At 71.2% G+C, this 18,129-nt stretch carries 18 protein-coding genes; 10 read left to right on the forward strand and 8 right to left on the reverse strand.

The genetic code is table 11. From position 1 onward, the window contains the following. Positions 1-8: 8 nt before the first annotated feature. Positions 9-371 (forward strand): hypothetical protein, encoded by a 363-nt coding sequence (locus tag E3328_RS22355; RefSeq protein WP_209452144.1) that lies wholly within the window; start codon positions 9-11, stop codon positions 369-371. Positions 372-492: 121 nt separating this feature from the next. Here the strand turns inward: E3328_RS22355 and E3328_RS21925 are convergent, their stop codons facing one another. Then, the gene (locus E3328_RS21925) at positions 493-636 is read right to left on the reverse strand and encodes a DUF7331 family protein (protein WP_167837346.1); all 144 of its coding nucleotides are present in this window, start codon (positions 634-636) and stop codon (positions 493-495) included. 254 nt (positions 637-890) lie between these two features. Here E3328_RS21925 and E3328_RS08495 point away from each other — a divergent pair, with 254 nt between their 5' ends. The 3 genes from E3328_RS08495 (at position 891) to E3328_RS08505 (ending at position 6,916) form a co-directional block, all read left to right on the forward strand. Next, the gene (locus E3328_RS08495; RefSeq protein ID WP_135364140.1) at positions 891-2,975 is read left to right on the forward strand and encodes a COG1361 S-layer family protein; all 2,085 of its coding nucleotides are present in this window, start codon (positions 891-893) and stop codon (positions 2,973-2,975) included. Next, positions 2,976-5,420 carry an efflux RND transporter permease subunit gene (locus tag E3328_RS08500; RefSeq protein WP_135364141.1) on the forward strand — a complete coding sequence of 815 codons (2,445 nt, stop codon included), beginning with the start codon at positions 2,976-2,978 and terminating at the stop codon, positions 5,418-5,420. A gap of 89 nt (positions 5,421-5,509) precedes the next feature. After that, complete coding sequence (locus tag E3328_RS08505) at positions 5,510-6,916, forward strand: dihydrolipoyl dehydrogenase family protein (protein WP_135364142.1); 1,407 nt, start codon at positions 5,510-5,512, stop codon at positions 6,914-6,916. 529 nt (positions 6,917-7,445) lie between these two features. On the opposite strand, the gene E3328_RS08510 is transcribed toward E3328_RS08505, so the two are convergent. Beyond that, entirely contained in the window at positions 7,446-8,735 is a 1,290-nt protein-coding gene (locus E3328_RS08510) for a HEAT repeat domain-containing protein (RefSeq protein ID WP_135364143.1), read from the reverse strand. A gap of 84 nt (positions 8,736-8,819) precedes the next feature. After that, positions 8,820-9,731 (reverse strand): M48 family metalloprotease, encoded by a 912-nt coding sequence (locus E3328_RS08515; protein ID WP_135364144.1) that lies wholly within the window; start codon positions 9,729-9,731, stop codon positions 8,820-8,822. A 160-nt stretch (positions 9,732-9,891) separates the two neighbouring features. On the opposite strand from E3328_RS08515, the gene E3328_RS08520 reads away from it, so the two are divergent. The 4 genes from E3328_RS08520 to E3328_RS08535 all read left to right on the forward strand — a co-directional run bounded on the left by E3328_RS08520 (position 9,892) and on the right by E3328_RS08535 (position 12,931). After that, on the forward strand, positions 9,892-10,266 hold the full coding sequence (locus tag E3328_RS08520) for a cupin domain-containing protein (RefSeq protein WP_135364145.1): 375 nt from the start codon (positions 9,892-9,894) through the stop codon (positions 10,264-10,266). Positions 10,267-10,351: 85 nt separating this feature from the next. Continuing rightward, positions 10,352-10,864, forward strand: coding sequence for an MOSC domain-containing protein (locus E3328_RS08525; RefSeq protein ID WP_135364146.1), 513 nt, complete (start codon positions 10,352-10,354; stop codon positions 10,862-10,864). 146 nt (positions 10,865-11,010) lie between these two features. After that, positions 11,011-12,150 (forward strand): acyl-CoA dehydrogenase family protein, encoded by a 1,140-nt coding sequence (locus E3328_RS08530; protein WP_135364147.1) that lies wholly within the window; start codon positions 11,011-11,013, stop codon positions 12,148-12,150. A 103-nt stretch (positions 12,151-12,253) separates the two neighbouring features. Further along, complete coding sequence (locus tag E3328_RS08535; protein ID WP_135364148.1) at positions 12,254-12,931, forward strand: COG4315 family predicted lipoprotein; 678 nt, start codon at positions 12,254-12,256, stop codon at positions 12,929-12,931. 12 nt (positions 12,932-12,943) lie between these two features. Here E3328_RS08535 and E3328_RS08540 read toward each other — a convergent pair whose 3' ends face one another. The 4 genes from E3328_RS08540 to E3328_RS08555 all read right to left on the reverse strand — a co-directional run bounded on the left by E3328_RS08540 (position 12,944) and on the right by E3328_RS08555 (position 15,430). Beyond that, positions 12,944-13,447: a GNAT family N-acetyltransferase gene (locus E3328_RS08540; RefSeq protein WP_342775078.1), complete on the reverse strand. Its 504-nt coding sequence runs from the start codon at positions 13,445-13,447 to the stop codon at positions 12,944-12,946. Further along, a complete protein-coding gene (locus E3328_RS08545) occupies positions 13,435-13,959 on the reverse strand; it encodes a GNAT family N-acetyltransferase (RefSeq protein WP_135364149.1) in 525 nt (174 codons plus the stop codon). Before E3328_RS08545 ends, E3328_RS08540 begins: the two co-directional genes overlap by 13 nt. Before the next feature lie 82 nt (positions 13,960-14,041). Then, entirely contained in the window at positions 14,042-14,743 is a 702-nt protein-coding gene (locus E3328_RS08550; RefSeq protein WP_135364150.1) for a helix-turn-helix domain-containing protein, read from the reverse strand. A 129-nt stretch (positions 14,744-14,872) separates the two neighbouring features. Beyond that, positions 14,873-15,430 carry a DUF7978 family protein gene (locus tag E3328_RS08555; RefSeq protein WP_135364151.1) on the reverse strand — a complete coding sequence of 186 codons (558 nt, stop codon included), beginning with the start codon at positions 15,428-15,430 and terminating at the stop codon, positions 14,873-14,875. A gap of 176 nt (positions 15,431-15,606) precedes the next feature. Here E3328_RS08555 and E3328_RS08560 point away from each other — a divergent pair, with 176 nt between their 5' ends. After that, positions 15,607-16,515 (forward strand): mechanosensitive ion channel family protein, encoded by a 909-nt coding sequence (locus E3328_RS08560; RefSeq protein WP_135364152.1) that lies wholly within the window; start codon positions 15,607-15,609, stop codon positions 16,513-16,515. Between the two features lie 57 nt (positions 16,516-16,572). On the opposite strand, the gene E3328_RS08565 is transcribed toward E3328_RS08560, so the two are convergent. Further along, positions 16,573-17,706: a YihY/virulence factor BrkB family protein gene (locus tag E3328_RS08565; RefSeq protein WP_246022938.1), complete on the reverse strand. Its 1,134-nt coding sequence runs from the start codon at positions 17,704-17,706 to the stop codon at positions 16,573-16,575. Between the two features lie 106 nt (positions 17,707-17,812). On the opposite strand from E3328_RS08565, the gene E3328_RS08570 reads away from it, so the two are divergent. After that, a complete protein-coding gene (locus tag E3328_RS08570) occupies positions 17,813-18,091 on the forward strand; it encodes a DUF433 domain-containing protein (RefSeq protein ID WP_135364153.1) in 279 nt (92 codons plus the stop codon). Positions 18,092-18,129: the final 38 nt, after the last annotated feature.

An 18,129-nucleotide genomic window follows, 5' to 3' on the forward strand; every position in this document is an offset into this window, starting at 1 on the left:
CCGCGGGTATGCTCGCCCAGATGGGGATGCCCGGCGGCATCGAACTGTTCGTCATCCTCGTGGTGGCGGTGGTCGTGTTCGGTCTCCCGCTGGTGCTCATCGCGGTCGTCGGCGCGCTGTGGCTGCGCTCGGACGACGACTACGACGAGCGCATCCGGGAACTGGAGACGGAGATCGCCCGCCTCCAGGCGCAGGTCGGCGACGACGGCGGCGCCACCGCCGACGAGTTCGCCGACCCCGACGCGACCGGCGACCGCCCGACCGACGGCGGCCGCGCGGCCGACCGCGACGACGGCGACCGTTCGACCGGGTACGACGATGACTCCGCCGGTCGCGATGACGACGGCGCCCCCGGCCGCGACGGCGGGTAGGGGTCGCCCCGGGGCACCGCCGGTGGCGCGGCTGCCCGGCGGATGCGGAAAAAGATCGACGCGGGGACGGTGCGAGGACGGTCCGCCGCCTCGGCGGGGCAGCGGGGCCGCTCCGAGCGGTTCAGGCTATCTCGTCGCCGGTTACTGTCTCGTCCGACTGGATCCACGCCCGGTGGTTGTCGACGTCGTAGATCACGATGTCGCCGTTCGCGATCTCGAGTTCGTCGTAGCGGCTCGTCTCGGAGCGAGTTTCGTTGGTTGCCATTGTTGTGGTCTACGTTCCGTCGCTGTCTGTCGGTTCGACGCTATCGGTAGCTACGCCCTATACCTTGTTAAATGTTACCAATGGATCTGATACTGACCGCCGGTCGGGCGGCTGTGGTCGGTTCGGGCGGGGGAAACTCACGGAAAGTTCCTTCCTGTTTACAATGATTGACGGGGTTCGGGCGGCAACCACGCGACGACACCTGCGTCGCCGTCGTTGGTCCCCGCGGCACGGTGGGTGGAAAACGAGAACCCATGCAACGGACACAGGTCCTGATAGTCGCCGCAGTCGCACTGTTGTTCGCCGCGTCGCCGGTCGCCGGCGCGGTCACTGACCACGATGTCGGCGCCGATGGAGTGGACGCGCCGTCGGCGGAGCCGCCCGGTTCGGCCGACGCGCCCGGTCCGACGGGGGCGGCCGGACCGGCGGACGGAACGACGACGCCGGCCCAGCAGCGACAGCAGCAGGACAACGTCACCGGCAACCCCGGGATCGACGTGTCGGTGCCGGACACCGACTTCGCCCCCGGGACACAGACCGCGCTGCGGGTCGTCCTGCTGAACGACGGCAACGTCACGAACGGGTCGCTGTCGAACCCGGGGCTCGAACAGGAGGTGACCACCGCCCGCGCCGTCCGGGCGAGCGTCGGCGAGCACGACGCGCCGCTGACGGTCAACACCAACGAGCGCGCGGTCGCGCGCCTGGCCGACGGCTCCTCCGCGCCGGTCGAGTTCCGGATCGACGTCGACCGGTCGGCACAGCCCGGCACCTACGAGCTGCCGATCAACGTCTCGTACAACTACACGCAGTCGGTCGACCCCCAGACGAGCGAGTACAACCGCACGAGCACGACGAAGAACTTCACGGTGGACGTGACGATCGAGGAGGCCGCGCAGTTCCGCGTGACCGACGTGGAGTCGACGGCCCGCATCGGCGCCACCGGCACCGTCGACGTGACGGTGCGCAACACCGGGACGGCGGTCGCCCGCAACGCCTCGGTCGCGCTCACCTCGCAGAACGCCGACCTGACGTTCGGCGCCTCGTCGTCGTCGACCCGCTACGTCGGCGGCGCCTGGGCGCCCGGCGAGACGCGGACCGTCTCCTACCGCGTCAGCGCCGCGGGGACGGCGAGCCAGCAGCAGTACGCCTTCGGCGCCACGGTCAACTACGAGGACGAGGACAGCACGCCGCTGCAGTCCAACAGCCTCTCGCTGGGCGTCACGCCGGCGCCCGAGCAGACGTTCACGATCGTCGACAGCGAGAGCGACCTCGCCGTCGACGACGACGGGCCCGTGACCCTCACCGTCCGCAACGACGGGCCGGTCGACGTGCGCGACGCCTCGGTGTCGTTCACCTCGACCAGCCCCGCGCTCACCTTCGGCGGGTCGACCTCCGCCAGCGAGTACGTCGGCGCCTGGGCGGCGAACGAGACCCGCGAGATCACCGTCGAGGCGACCGCGACGCCGGAGGCCGAGTCACGCAGCTACTCCCTGCAGGCCTCGGTCGGCTACGAGGACGGGGAGGGCGACCCCGGCGAGTCCGGGACGCTGCAGTTCGGCGTCCGCCCCGACCCCGAGGTCGAGTACGAGTTCGCGGCGAGCAACCTGAGCTCGTCGCTGCGGGTCGGCGAGGAGGGGACGCTGTCGGGGACGATCACCAACGTCGGCGACGCGCGGGCCGACAGCGTCGTGGTCGTCTTCGAGTCCGAGGGTCAGAACGTCTCGCCGCTCGAACGCGAGTACTCCGTCGGCAACCTGCGGGTCAACCAGTCGAAGGCGTTCACCTTCGACGTGGAGATCAGCGAGGCTGCCGAGGCCGGGCCGAGGCAGTTCACGCTGCGGCCGACCTACCGGAACGCCGACGACGAGCGCCGCGAGGCCGAGAGCTTCGACACCCGCCAGCGCGTCCGCGAGCAACGGGACACCTTCGACGTGTCGGTCGCCAACGGGACCGTCGAGCGCGGCGCCGGGCGCGTCCTCGAAGTGAGCGTCACCAACGTCGGCGACGACCCCGTCAGCGACGTGTCGGCGGCCATCTACGCCGACGACCCGATCACCGTCGACGACAGCGAGGCCTACGCCGGCGAGATCCCGGCCGGCGAGTCCGAGACGTTCACCTTCGAGGTCAGCGCCGGCTCGGACGCGCTGGCGAAGTCCTACCCCGTCGAGCTGGACTTCCAGTACGACGACGCCGACGGCGACACGACCCTCGACAGCGGCTACACCGTCGCGGTCGACGTGACCGAGCCCGAGGACAGCGGCGGCGGGCTGCCGGTGCCCGTCCTCGCCGCGGTCGTCGTCGCCCTCGCCCTGGTCGGCGGCTACCTGTGGTACAGGTAGATGGTCTTCGAGTGGTTCACCGACGAGGTCGGCGACGCCATCGCCTCCTACCCGGGGCGGATCAGCCTCGCCTTCCTCCTCGTGACCGCGGTCTTCCTCGGCGGTCTCGGCAACGTCGAGACCGAGAGCGGGAGCAACCAGTTCGTCGAGGACCTCGATTCCTTCGAGGCGTTCCAGGACATCCAGCGTGACTTCGGTACCCCGTTCGGGGAGAGCTCGACGACCACGCAGCTGCTCCAGCGCGAGCAGAACGTCCTCTCGCGGACGAGCATGCTGCGGATGTTGCGGGCCCAGGAGCGGCTGCAGGACCACGACGGCCTGCGCGTGACGGGCGTCTCCAGCCCCGCCCGGACCGTCGCACAGCAGCTCGACCCGGCGGCGACGACGGTCGAGGCGCAGATCGACGCCGTCGAGGCGGCCACGGCCACCGAGATCGACCGGGCGGTCCGGCGGGCGGCGGAGACGCCCGGGTTCCGGTCGCAGGTCAGCGAGGACTTCGACACGCAGAGCGCGGCCGCGCGGTCGGCCCAGGCGTCCGTGACCCACGACCGCGACGTCGACGCCCGCGAGGAGCGCGTCGAGCGGGTGGTCGGCAGCGTGGCCGGCGACATCGACACCGTCGGGAGCGCGCCCAACACGATCGGGTCGTCGCTGGCGCTCGTGCTCCCGGCGGCGTTCGTCCTCATCGTCGGCTTCCTGGTCGTCGCCTACCGCGACCTGGTCGACCTGATCCTTGGCGTCGTGGCCATCCTGCTGACGCTGCTGTGGACGTTCGGCTTCCTCGGGCTGGCCGGCATCGCGTTCAACCCGCTGCTCGTGGCGGTGCCGCCGCTGCTCATCGCGGTCGGCATCGACTTCGGGATCCACGCCGTCAACCGCTACCGCGAGGAGCGCGAGCGCGACCAGCCCGTCGGCACGGCGATGGAGGTCACCACCGACCAGCTGCTGGTCGCCTTCTTCATCGTGATGGGGACGACCGTCATCGGCTTCCTGTCGAACCTGCCGAGCGCGCTCGCGCCGATCCGCGACTTCGGCTTCGTCGCCGCCGTCGGCATCTGTTTCACCTTCCTGATCTTCGGGATCTTCCTCCCGGCCGCGAAGGTCAAGATCGACCGGCTGCGCGCGCGGTACCCGATCCCGACGATGAGCGAGCGCCCGCTTGGCTCGGAGGGGTCGCTGCTCGGTCGCGCGCTCGGCGGCGGCGTCGCCATCGCCCAGCGGGCGCCGGCGCTGTTCATGCTCGTCGTCCTCGTCGCCGGCACGGGCGCGGGCGTCTACGCCACCGGCGTCGGCACCGGCTTCAGCGAGGACGACTTCCTGCCGCCGGAGTACGAGGAGATCCCCGAGTGGCAGCGGGACCTGCCCGGACCGTTCAGCCCGCCGGAGTACAGCTACGTCTCGAAGACCAACTACGTCGAGGACAACTTCCCACAGAGCAGTTCGGTCCTGCTGTACGTCGAGACGCGGATGAGCCGCGACGCGGCGCTCGACCAGGTCTACCGGATGGGCGACGACCCGCCGCCCACGATCCTCCGGGACGGCCGCCACGCCGAGAGCCAGTCGGTCGTCACGGTCGTCCGCTCGTACGCCGACCGGGACCCGGCGTTCGCCGATCTGGTGGCCCGCAACGACCCCGACGCCGACGGCATCCCCGAGCAGAACCTCGGCGCGGTCTACGACTCCCTGGAGTCGGCGCCGGGGAGCGGCGTGGGCGGCGTCCTCGCCGACGACCGCCGGAGCACGCTCGTCACCTACTCCGTCGACGCCGACGCGACCAACGGCGAGGTGGCGGCCGACGCCGAGGCGATCGCCGCCGAGACCTCTCTGGACGCCACGCCGACCGGTAACGCCGTCATCTTCGAGGAGGCCTCCGAGCTGATCCTCAGCACGGTGGTCACGAGCCTGCTGATCACGCTCGTCGGCGCCTCCGTGTTCCTGATCGTCGTCTACGGCGTCCTGGAGGGGCGGCCGTCGCTCGGCGTCGCCAACGTCGTCCCGATCGCGGTGACGGTGACGTTCGTCGTCGCGTCGATGCGCTACCTCGGCATCGACTTCAACGCGATCAACGGCGTGATCCTCTCGCTGACGATCGGGCTCGGCATCGACTACTCCGTCCACGTCGTCCACCGCTTCGCCGACGAGTTCGAGGACCACGACATCGAGACGGCCCTCGACAGGGCGATCCGGGGCACCGGCGGGGCGCTCACCGGGAGCATGCTCACCACCGTCTCCGGCATGGGGATGCTCGTGTTCGCGCTCAACCCCGCGATCGGCGTCTTCGGCCTGCTGACCGCGCTGTCGGTCGTCTACGCCTACCTCGCCTCGATCGTCGTCCTCCCGTCGACGCTGGTGCTGTGGGACCGCGTCGTCAACCGCTCGCGCGCGGCCAAGTTGCTGTACGGCCGCGGCAGCAACCCCACGCCGGAGTCGCCGGTCGAGGACTGACCGCGGCGGCGGTCGCCCCGGCGCCGGCGCTCCCGTCTGTCACGCACGGCCCCCCGAACGCTTTACCGCTGGTCGGTCAATGGGCTGGTATGGTTCACGTGGTCATCGTCGGCGCCTACGGCAGCGCCGGCGCGGCGGTCGCGAACTCGCTCGCCGACGAACCCGACGTGGAACTCACGCTGATCGACGACGGCGAACCCGGCGGCGGCCTCTGCATCCTGCGGGGCTGTATGCCCTCCAAGGAGGTGCTGTCGGCCGGCGCCCACCGCTTCCGGGCCCGCCACGACGAGCGGCTGCTCGGCGACCCACACGAGGTCGACCTCGACCGCACCATCGAGCGCAAGGACGACCACACGCTCGGGTGGGCCGAGCACCGCCGCGAGTCGATCCACGAGATCGCCGAGCGCGACGACGCGACCTTCGTCCACGACACCGCGCGGTTCGTCGACGACCACACGGTCGTCGCCGGCGGCCGCGAGATCACCGGCGACTACGTGGTGATCGCGACGGGCTCGGCGGTCAACATCCCCGACCTGCCCGGCATCGACGACGTGCCCCACCAGACGAGCGCGGATCTCCTCGACGCCACCGAGCTCCCCGACTCGGCGGTCGTGATGGGGCTGGGCTACATCGGGCTGGAGATGGTCCCGTACCTCAGCGAGGTCGGCGGGACCGACGTGACCGTCGTCGAGCACGACGAGCGGCCCATCGACGAGGCGGACCCCGACTTCGGCGACGCGGTCCTCGACCTCTACCGCGAGGCCTTCGACGTGCGGATCCCCACCGAGTGTTACGAGAAGCGCGTCGAACCCACCGAGGACGGCGGCGTCCGGCTGTACCTCGAAGGCGCCGACGGCGACGACGAGGTCGTCGAGGCCGACGAGCTCTACCTGTTCACCGGCCGGCGGCCGTGTCTCGGCCGGCTGGGACTGAAGAACTCGGCGCTGGAGCGGGGGCCGGACTGGGTCCTCGACACCATGCAGGCCCGCGACGACGACCGCGTGTTCGTCGTCGGCGACGCCAACGGCAAGGAGCCGATCCTCCACGTCGCCAAGGAGCAGGGGTTCACCGCCGCCGAGAACATCCTCCGGCGCGAACGCGGCGAACCCCTGGAGGCCTACGAGAACGTCACCCATCACGTCATCTTCTCCGGGCTGGGCGTCTACCCCTACGCCCGCGTCGGCATGACCGAACGCGAGGCACGCGAGGCGGGCTACGACGTGGCCGTCGCGAAGCGGCGGGCCAGCGACGACGGCGTGTTCGAGGCCAAGGACGCTCCGGAGGGCGTCGCCAAGCTCGTCGTCGACCGCGAGTCGGCGACGGTGCTGGGCTGGCAGGGCCTGCACTACCACGCCGACGTGATGGCCAAGACGATGCAGGTCGTCGTCGAGATGGAACTCGACGTGCGCGAGGTGCCCGACCGCGCCTACCACCCGACGACGCCCGAGATCATCGACGGCCTCCTGCGGGAGTGCGCCGACGCCGTCGCCGAGTAGCGGGAGCGACTGTACCAGTGCAGGGCGTCGATCCGCTCTCCACCGTTCGGTTCGCTCGTCGACCTGTCCACGTCGGCGCGCGCTGTCGCGGCCTCCGTGCCGCGACATAATCGCGCGAGGGATTCGCGACTCGCGTGTCGCGAATCGGCTGGGGAGGCTCGTGGCCGTCTGCGGTGCTGTGCGGTGGCGGTGCTGTTGCGGTGCTGTGCTGTCCTGGCGGACTGAACGGGCGAGGCGCGCTCGCGCCGGGCGTCGCCTGAGCGGGCACTATCCGCGCGGTGCGAGGCGCGCAGCGCCTCGAAGCGAACGGCTCTGCCGTGAGCGGGCGGTGCGGAGAGGGCGGATATCCCGTTCAGCGACCGCGAGCGCGCCGAGGGCTTTCATCACTCGCTGTCGAGTACGCCCGCTGTCGAGTACGTCCGCTGTCGAGAACAGTCGGGGGCATCCGCGTGTCTCCAACGTCGGATCGACCGGAAACAGCGACGCAGTTCACGACGCGAACCGAAGGCCGCCGGACAGGGACGGAGACTCAGACGGCCTTCTCGGCCTCGGACTGGACGAGGTAGGCGCGGTCGTCGGTGTAGTCGGCGAGCACGTCGAGCGCCCGTTCGGTGCCGATCTGGTTGAGCGCCCACGCGGCGCTGGCCCGGACCTCGTTGGCCTCGTCGTTCTCCAGCACGTCGGCGAGCGGTTCGATGGCGCGGGTGTCGCCGAGCAGGCCGAGCGAGCGGGCCGCGGCCGAGCGGATCTCGTAGTTGTCGGCGTCGAGGCGCTGGGCGACCGGTTCGACCGAGTCCTCGCTGCCGATCTCGCCGAGCGCGCGCAGCGTGACCTTCTGGAGGGCGGCGTCGCCGTCGCCGTCGATGAAGTCGTGGAGCGTCTCCGCGGCGTCATCGTCGCCGATCTTCCCGAGGATCTCGACGGGCCGCTTGTTGCGCTTCTGGGCGCGCTGGTGGACGGCGTCGTACGCTTCTTCGGGCCCCATCCGCCAGAGCGTGTCGAGGACGTTCTCCTCCATGAAGTCGGAGTCGAACGTCTCCAGGGCCTTGACGATGGGCTCGACCTCGCCGAGCTCCTCGTAGACCTTCACCGCGTTCCACTCGGCGGGGAAGTCCTTGCGGTTGCCCGACTCGAGCACGTCGTAGAACCCCTCGGCGTCCAGCTGCTCGCGGACCGTCAGATCGTCCCACTCCTCGGCGGCCTTCAGGTCGTCCTGCAGGGTCTCGGCCCCGTCCAGCAGGGCGGCGATGGTCTCGGCGTCCTCGTCGGGGTCGAGCGCGCTGCCCTCGACGACCTGGGCGGCCTGGTCGACGGCGTCGGCCAGGTCCTCGGGGTCGTCGCTCTCGGCCGAGAGTTCGGTGTCGAGCTGCTCGGCCGTGGTGCCGAGATACGACTGGACCGCGGTGACCACGTCGGGGCGACCGTCCTCGGTCCAGCGGGTGTCGGTGATCGTCGACTGGGCCTCTTCGAGGGCGGCGACCACGTCGTCGGCGTAGGGACCGCGCTGGTCCTCGAGCTGGTCGCGCAGGTCCGCGATGCGGTCTTCGAGTTCGGCCGCCGGGTCCTCCGCGTCCTCGTCGTCCTCGTCGGGCTCGGGCAGGTCGGCCGCCTCTAGGTCGGCCTCGATCTCGTTCAGCTGTTCCTCGACCTCGTCGAGGTCGGCCTCGGTCTCGGCGGCCTCCAGCGACTCCTCGGCGTCGTCGAGGCGCTGGGCGAGCGTGTCGGCCGACAGCGCCGTCTCCTCGGCCTCGCCCGCGTCGGCTTGCTCGTCGGCGGCCTCCTCGGCGTCGTCGGCCGCTTCGTCGTCCCCGTTGCTCATACCCCGAAATGCGACTGTCCGGGCCAAAGGCGTTTCCATTCGGCGACTCGGAGCGGTCGACCGCTCGCTCCGGGGACCGCCGCCTCAGCGCCCCTCGAACTCGCCGGCCAGTTCCGAGAGCCGCTCGACGCGCTTCTCGGGGTCGGGATGGGTCTCCATGGCCTTCACGAGCCGCGATTTCGCCTCCGCCGGGACGATGAACAGCGCGTTCAGCTCGGCGTGGTCGCGCAGGTCCCGCTCGGGCGTCGCGGCCATCTCCGCGGAGATGGTCTCGATGGCCCCGGCCATCGCCGCGGGCTTGCCGGTGATGACGGCGGCGCCGCGGTCGGCGGCGTACTCGCGGTGCCGGGAGATGGCTCGCGAGACGAGGTAGCCGCCGAGCCACGCGACCGCGGAGACGGCGACGAACGCCCAGAGCCAGGGCATCCCGCCGTCGCCGCCGCCGGCGTCGCCCCCGCCGTCGCCGAACCACCAGAAGTTCCGCACGACCATCGCGGCGACGGTCACGAGGAACGTGACGACCGACATCACGAGCGCGTCGCGGTGTTTCACGTGGGCGATCTCGTGGGCGAGCACGGCGTCGAGCTCCTCGCCCTGGAGCGTGTCGAGCAGCCCCTCGGTGACCGCGACCACGGCGTCGTCGCGGCCCTTCGCGGTCGCGAACGCGTTGGGCTGGGACTGCGGCGAGACGGCCACGTCGGGCTCGGGGACGCCCGCCTGGCTGGCGAGGCGACTCACGCGTGCGTGGAGGTCGGGGTACTCGGCTTCGCTCACGCGGTCGGCGTCGAGCGCCCTGAGCGCGGCGTCGGGGGCGTACCTGTACTGGAGGGCGACGAGCACGCCCGCGACGCCGACGACGAGGAAGAGCCCGGCGCTCCCGAGGGCGTCGGTCGCCCACCACGCGGCGACGCCGACGAACGCGGCGTAGAGGGCGGCCATCCCGGCCATCGCCGCGAGCATCCGAACCCGGAGGGACCAGTCGGGTCTGGGCTGCATGTCCGGTCCTAGCCGTCGCGGACTCATAGATGTTACTCCGACGCCACTTCCGCGGGGGCCCTCACGGGGGATCGGCGCTCCCCGAATCGTCACTACCCGAACCGTCGCTCCACGGGCCGGCTGGCGAACGTTTACGATCCCGCCGGCCGACGCTCGATCCGTGGGCTACCACGTCGTCGACCCGGCGGACCTGGAACCGGAACCGGACCGACCGTCCGAGATGCGCTACGTCAGCGAGGCCGCGGGGATGGAGCGGCTCGGGCTGCGGACCTACGCCGTCGAACCGGGGGAGGAGATCCCCCTCTCGGGGATGCACTACCACGACGAACAGGAGGAGGCGTTCTACGTGATATCGGGGACGCTCAGCGTCGAGACGCCCGACGAGACCTACCGCGTCGCGGCCGACCAGTTCTTCGTCGCCGAGCCGGGGAGCCCCCACCGGGCCCACGTCGCCGACGACGCCGGCGGGCCGGCCCGCGTGATCGGCGTCGGCGCCCCGCCGGTCGACGACGGCCACACCTTCGAGGGGGAGTGACGGCGACGCGGTGGCGACTGTACTTCCGCGGTGGCCGCCGGCCGCCGGCCCGAACCGTTTTGCTCGCTCGGCCCCGAGCGCGGCCATGCCGAGCGTCCGACAGATCTGGACCGCACCCGAGGGCGGCGCACCGATGGAGGCCCGGGAGACCGTCCGGGCTCTCGCCGACGGCGGCCTGCGCGGGGACCGCTACTGCCGCGGCCGGGGCTACTACTCGCCGTACGACGTGTGCCAGGTCACGCTCGTCGACAGCGCGGCGCTGGAGACGGTCCGCGAGCGGTACGACATCGACCTCTCCGACGGGCGCCACCGCCGGAACCTGGTGGTCGACCGCGACGTGGTCGAGCTGCTCGACACCCGGTTCTCCGTCGGCGGGGCCGTCTTCGAGGGGACCCGTCGACGGCCGCCCTGCGCCCACGTCGAGGAAGTGGCCGGGGAGGAGGACCTCGCGGAGGCGCTCTCCGAGGAGCGCGGCGGTATCTGCGCCGACGTCGTGGAGGGCGGCGAGGTCGCGGTCGGCGACGAGTTGCGGGTGGTCGAGCGGCTGGACGACCCCGACTCGCTCGCCGACGCCATCCGCGAGCGACGGAGCGAGTGAGCTGTTGGCTGGTTCGCGCTCGCTCACGGAGTGGCGGGACTCGCGACAGCGCGCGCCGACCGCACCGCGACAGCCGCCACCGGCACCGAACGGATATCGAACCCGGCCGACACAGCCTTTATTCTCGCCGCCGGCAATATTTGCGTATGGACTTCACCCTCCCGGACGAGCACCGGATGATCCGCGAGACGGTGCGGGACTTCTGCGACGAGGAGATCGAGCCCATCGCCCAGGAGATCGAGGACGACCACCGGTTCCCGGCGGAGGTGTTCGACGAGCTCGCGGACCTGGACGTGATGGGCGTCCCCGTCTCCGAGGAGTACGGCGGCCTCGGCGGCGACCAGCTGATGTACGCCCTCGTCACGGAGGAGCTGGGGCGGGTGTCGGGGTCGATCGGCCTCTCCTACGCCGCCCACGTCTCGCTGGGGAGCAAACCCATCGAGCTGTTCGGGACGGAGGCCCAGAAGGAGCGGTGGCTCGAACCGCTCGCGACCGGCGAGCGCCTGGGCGCGTGGGCGCTGACCGAGCCCGGATCGGGGTCGGACGCCTCGGACATGGACACCACCGCGGAGAGGGACGGCGACGAGTGGGTGCTGAACGGGACGAAGCAGTTCATCACGAACGCCAACGTCGCGGGCTCGGTGCTCGTCAAGGCCGTGACTGAGCCGGGCGCGGGCTACGACGGCATCTCGACGTTCGTCGTGGACCCCGAGGACGACGGCTTCGAGGTGACGACGGTGTGGGACAAGATGGGCCTGAACGCCTCGCCGACCTGCGAACTCCGGCTGTCGGACCTCCGAGTCCCCGAGGACCGGTTGCTCGGCGAACCGGGCGACGGCTGGGACCAGACGAAGAAGACGCTCGACGGCGGCCGCATCTCCATCGCCGCCCTCTCAGTGGGGCTCGCGCAGGGGGCCTTCGAGGCCGCCCTGGAGTACGCGAAGGAGCGCGAGCAGTTCGGCCAGCCCATCGGCGAGTTCGACGCCGTCCGGGACATGCTCGTCGCGATGGACCGCAAGATCGAGCGGGCGCGGCTGCTGACCCACAAGGCGGCCGTCGCGTACGACGAGGGCGAGGACGTGACGCGTCTCTCCTCGATGGCGAAGCTCGACGCCTCCGAGATCGCCCGCGAGGTCGCCGAGGACGCCGTGCAGGTGCTCGGCGGCTACGGCTACACCACGGACTTCGCGCCACAGCGCTTCTTCCGCGACGCGAAGCTCATGGAGATCGGCGAGGGGACCAGCGAGATCCAGCGACTCGTCCTCGGGCGGGAACTCGGGCTGTAGCGATTCGACGGTCGACGACTTCGGAGCGAGCCCGGTTGCACCCCGGAGAGATTCCGGAGCAAGTCCGGAAAAGCATCAACTGTCCGATCCGAGTAGGACGGCTATGCGACCCACGAGACGGGAGATGCTGGCCGCAGCGGTATCGACCGCCGCCATCGCCGGCTGTACCGGCGAGAGCGACGGAACGGACACTCCTGGGGAAGCGGACGACACCGACGGGGAAGCGGACGACGCCGACGAGGCGTCGACAGCGACGACGGACGCGTCGACCGGGACGCCCGGACAGGGGACGGAACCGGGCGGCGACTCGCCGGCGCTCGTTCGGGTCCGCTCCCACGAGGACCTCGGGGAGATACTGGTCGGGCCCGAGGGGATGACGCTGTACAACTTCGACTCGGACACGCAGGGCGAGGGGGCGAGCACGTGCTACGACGGGTGCGCCGGGGCGTGGCCGCCGCTGACCGTCGACGACGAGTCGGCGGTGACGGCGGGGCCGGACGTGTCGGCGGAGCTGACGACCTTCGAGCGGGAGGACGGCTCCCTGCAGGTCGCGGCGGACGGGTGGCCGCTGTACTACTTCGCCAGCGACGAGGACCCCGGCGACGCGAACGGCCAGGGCGCGAACGACGTGTGGTGGGTGCTCCGGCCCGACGGGTCGGTCGTCCGGTCGACCGACGAGGGGACCGAAAGCGCGACCGCGACCGAGGCGGAGTCGGGGGCCGGGACCGAGACGGGGACGGACTCGGACGGCTACGAGTACCCGGACATCGGGCGGCGCTGACGCGGCGGCGACTCACCGCTCCGGTTCGAGCAGGCCGTAGCGGAGTTCGTCGACGTACTCGCCGTGCATGTACGCGGCCTCCCGGAGGACGCCCTCGCGCTCGAAGCCGACCTTCTCCAGCACCCGGGCCGACCCCTCGTTGAACGCGAAGACGCGGGCGTGGACGCGGTGGAGGCGCAACTCCTCGAAGGCGTAGTCGACGACGCGCTCGACGGCCGCCGTCGCGTACCCGTTGCCCCACGCATCGGGCGCGAAGAAGTAGCCGACCTCGGCCGTCCCGAACTGCTCGTCGATGTCCACGAGGTCGACGGCGCCGACCCGATCGTCCTCGTCGCTCTCGACCCGGAACTCGCGCTCCTCGTCGGCCCGTTCGGCCGCGCGACCGAGAGCCCGTGACGGACGCGCGGGTCGTTGACCAGATCCGCGCAGAACTCGGCGTCCTCGTCCTCGGGGGAGTGGAGGGTCACGCCGTCGCCGCGGAGGAATACCGGTCCGGCCACCGGTCACCCCTCCCACTCGTCGGCGAGCGCGCCGTACCGTTCCACGTCGACGCGTTCACCGCGAGCGAACGCCTGTCCCCGGAGTGTGGCCTCGTGCTCGAAACCGGCCTTCTCCAGCACGCGCGCCGAGGCGTCGTTGAACGCCAGGACTCGCGCCCAGACCTTGCCGAGGCGGCGCTGTTCGAAGCCGTAGGTCGTCATCCGTCGAACGGCCTCGGTCGCGTAGCCGTTCCCCCAGTGGTCCGGGTGGAAGAAGTAGGCGAGTTCGGTCGTCCCCCACTCCTCGCTGAACTGCCGGAAGCTGACCGTGCCGACGCGCTCGCCGTCGACCCGCAGGCAGAACTGGACGCCGTCCTCGCCGAGCGACTCGAACCACTCGCGCTCGTCGGCCATGTTGCGCGGCCGCGTCGCCGCCAGCCCCTCGCGCACCTCGGGGTGGTTGATCAGGTCGCGGAAGAACTCCAGGTCCGCCTCCTCGACCGGGTGAAACGTCACCCGCTCGGCCGCCATGAAGACCGGTCCGCTCATGCCTGCGAGGACTCCGGCGAGCCCCTTCAGCGTTCCTCCGTCGTGTGGTTGGCTGTCACACCAGTCCGTCCGAACGCCCGCGCTACGGCAGCTCGCGCACGCGAGCGAGCATCTCGTCGAGATCGGTCGGACAGGCGGCCAGCGAGTAGCCGTCCATGCGGGCGAGGTCGCCGGCGTGCTCCCAGACGCTCTCGTCGTCCAGGCCCTGCAGGACGACGGCGTTGGGCGTCGGGTTCAGCACGCGGAGCGCGACCATGGCGCCCTCGCCGCTGGTGACGTTGGTGAAGACCAGCGCGCGGTTGGTCGACTGGCCGTAGAGGCGGTAGAACTCCTCGGAGGACAGCCGCGAGATGGCCTGGATGCTGTCGATGACGGTGTGGCCGGCGACGCTCTCCTGGGCGCCGGAGACGATCTCGGTGGCGCCGATGGCCTCGTAGAAGTCGTCGATCGGGACGGCGGCCGAGTACTCCCGGAGGTCGTGGACGATATCGGCGTCGAACCCGGCCGAGAGGACGCGAGCGTGCTGGCGGATGTGGCTGCCGCCGCGACGTTCGTCGATGTCCAGCAGCGCCTCGACGGTGCGCTTGACGACGCCGATGCCCGGGCTCTCGCGGCGGCCGCTCTCGTAGTCCGACACCACCGAGGGCGAGACGCCAAGTTCGTCGGCCAGCTCCGTCTGGGCGACCTCGAAGTCGGTGCGCCACTTCCGGAGGGTGCCGCCGGGGTCGTCGCTCAGCGCGATCTCGCCCGCGATCTTCTCCGCCAGTTCGCGGCGCTCTCCCATTTGCCCGAGTATCGACGACTGACGACAAAAGCGTGTCGAACCGGTGAACGCGCCCCCTCCGTCGCCGACACCGTCGACGGCCGGCCATCGGCTCCGCGGTCGGTCACCGGCACTGCGGACGGCCCGCCCCTAGTCGGCCGAGAGGTGTCCGCCGGCGAGCCCGCCGACCGCACCGAACAGCAGCGGGTAGACCGCCCCGGCGAGCAGGACGGCGGTCACCAGCGTCGGTCCGGCGGTGGCGTCCTCGCTCCCGATCGTGAACAGGACGGCGCCGGCGACCGACAGCGGGAGGTATCCGAGCACGACCGCCGCGCCGTTCCGCGCCGCGGTCGTCGGCGCGTCCGCCGCGTTCCAGGCCGCCGCGAACCCGGCCAGGATCAGCAGGGCCGGCGGGAGGACGAACAAGGCGGTCAGCGCCGCCTCATCGGACTGTGCGACGAAGTTCCAGGCGCTCTCGCCGAGGAATCCCGGGACGGTAACGGTGACGTTGTGCGCGTTGAAGAACAGCCAGCCGACGAGCTTCCACGTCACGGCGTCGCCGGTCAGGAACTCCAGGATCTGCGACCCCAGCGAGTTCTCGATGTTGGTGCCGTGTAGCACGTACACGACGAGGTACCCGAGTATCCAGGCGGCGATTCCCCCTGCCAGCCCGCGACCGGCCGCTCGTTTCGCATCCGTGTCTACCATACACCCCCACCGTCAGGGGCCCGCGGAAAATGCTTTCTGGGGCGACCGGGCCCCGGACGACCGGTCGGCCCGGCGGCCCGCGGACCGCTCGTACGACCACCTGCGCCGCGGGAGTTTCGCGGTCGAACCGCGGTACGCGGCGGCTACCTTTGGGCGTGGCGCACGGGGGGCCCGCCATGGTCGCGCCCGCCGCGTCCGCACCTCGCCAGGCCGAGACGCCGACGCCCGGAACGCCGACACCGACGCCGGGGGTCGGCCCGGAGGAACTCGTCGAACTCGCGCCGGCGGTCGTCCGCGCCGCGTGGTTCCTCCTCGGGGCGGCCGTCGTCGTCATCGTCGGGTGGTTCCTCGTCGAACCGGCGGTCAGCCGCGCGGTCCGGCGCCGCAACCGCGGCAACCCCACGGTCCAGGACGCTATCACCCGCTACGTCCGCGTGGTCGTCATCGTCGTCGCGGCCGTCGTCGGCGCCGGGATGGCCGGGCTCACGACCGTCCTCACGAGTTCGGCGCTGGTCGTCGCGGCGGCGACGCTCGCGGTCGGCGTCGCCGCCCAGACGGTCGTCGGCTCGCTGGTCAGCGGCCTCGTGCTCGTGTTCGACCCCGAGTTCAGCGTCGGCAACTACATCGAGTGGGAGGGCGGCGAGGGCACCGTCGAGGCGGTCACGCTCCGGGTCACCCGCGTCGAGAGCCCGGACGGCGCGCTGGTGACCGTCCCCAACACCGTCCTGACGGGCGGGGCGATCACCCGCCCGTTCGGCCGCGACCGCTACCGCGTCGTCCAGCGGATCGGTATCGACTACGGCGACGACCCCGACCGGGCGACCGCGATCCTCGAATCCGCCGCCCGCGGCCTCGACGGCGTCGCCGACCGGCCGGAACCGACGGCGTTCGTCGACGAACTCGGCGACGGGGTGGTCCGCCTGCGCGCCCACTTCTGGCTCGAAGACGCCCGCCAGTCCGAAGTGTTCGAGGCCAGGTCCGCGTTCGCCCGGCGAGTCAGACGACGGTTCGACGAGGCCGGTATCACGGTCAGTCCCGCGTCGGAACACGAACTCCGCGGGCGGATCGCCGTCGACGACCGCTGAAGGCCGGCCGACGCCGCACCACCGAGCGCCGAACCGCTAGTCGACGCCGACCGGCGCTCAGTCGTCCGCCCGGTCCGGGCGACCGCCGGGGCCGTCGCCGCTGGGTCGACCGGCGGCGGACCGGTCGTCACCGAGGCGGTCGTCGCCGGACTCGCCGTTCGGCGCCGGCCAGCTCAGCTCGACCGTCCACCGGCGCTCGTCGCCGTCGCCCGCCGCGTACTCCAGGAGGTCGACCTCGCCGCTCGGTTTCGGTCGGCGCTCCCGGTCGGGGTCGGCCCGCGCGGCCTCGTAGCGGGCGGTGAGCTGCTCGTCCAGCCCGCGCAGGTAGGCGTCGAGTTCCCCCCGATCCAGCGATTCTCGGCGCTTCCGCTCGAAGCCGCCCGCGCTCCGGCCGACGCCGCCGGGCCGCCCCGAGGCGTGGCCGCCCCGGACGGCGTTTATCACCGCACCGAGCAGAAGCACCAGCGCCGTGAAGTAGAGGTACGTGACGACGACGATGACGCCGCCGAAGAAGCTGCTCGACCCGGGGTCGCTGAAGGCGAGGTACACCTGGAAGAGGCTCTGGAAGGCCGCCCAGCCGACGGCGGCGAACACAGTCCCCGGCAGCACGTCCTCCCAGCCGAGGTCCGTGTCCGGGAAGACGTAGTACATCGGGAAGAAGGCGAGGACCAGCCCGGCGACCAGCACCAGCGGCGTCGCCAGTCCGAGAAACGGGACGGTATCCGAGAAGACGGAGAACGCCGCGCTGACGCCGACCGTCGCGAGGACGGCGACGACCAGCGCCCCCATGACGACGACGCCGTCCCGCAGTTTGTCCGTGAAGCCGTTGTCCGACTCGGTCTCGTAGATCTCCGAGAACGCGGTGTCGAGCCCGCGGAAGATCTTCAGCGCCCCCCACATGAGGACGACGAGCCCGACGACCGACGCGCCGCCGGTCGCGGCGTCGCCCGCGAACAGCTGCGCGACGATGTCGGCGATGGGCCCGGGGAGCCAGGCCTCGGCGGCCTCGACGACCCGCTGTTCCAGCCCGCCGCCGACGACCGAGAGCACGACGAACAAAAGGAGCAACAGCGGCGCCAGCGAGACGAAGGCGTTGTACGCCAGCCCGGCGGCCATGAACGTCACGTTCTTCTCCGAGAAGTCCCGATACACGCGGGTCCCGAACTCGCGCGCGCCGCCGAACGTGACCATGTCGCCCGTTGGGCCCGCGGCCGGAAAACCGGCGCGCCGGCGGACGCGTGTCCTTCGTCGAGTCGCAGCCGGCGGTTTATATCCGAACGGGTAGTAGGCCGTGGTGATGGCCGATATCGTTCGAACCGAAGGCGTCCTCGGCGGTGACCCTCGAATCGAGGGCACTCGGGTCAGCGTCCTGCACGTCTACGAGCTGGTCGTGGAGGGGGACCATCCGCCCGTCGACGTGGCGGACCAGCTCGATATCTCGCTCGGCGAGGTGTATTCGGCGCTGGCGTACTACCACGAACACCCGGAGGAGATGCGCGAGGTGCGGGCTGCACAGGAATCGGCCGCCGCGACGCTCCGCGAGGAGTCGCTCTCCCCGCCGGAACCCGCGAAGTGACGATCGGCCCGTAGAACGCTCGAACGCGTCTTCGCTCA

Source organism: Halosimplex halophilum (assembly GCF_004698125.1).
In the GTDB taxonomy this organism is placed as follows: Archaea; Halobacteriota; Halobacteria; order Halobacteriales; family Haloarculaceae; genus Halosimplex; species Halosimplex halophilum.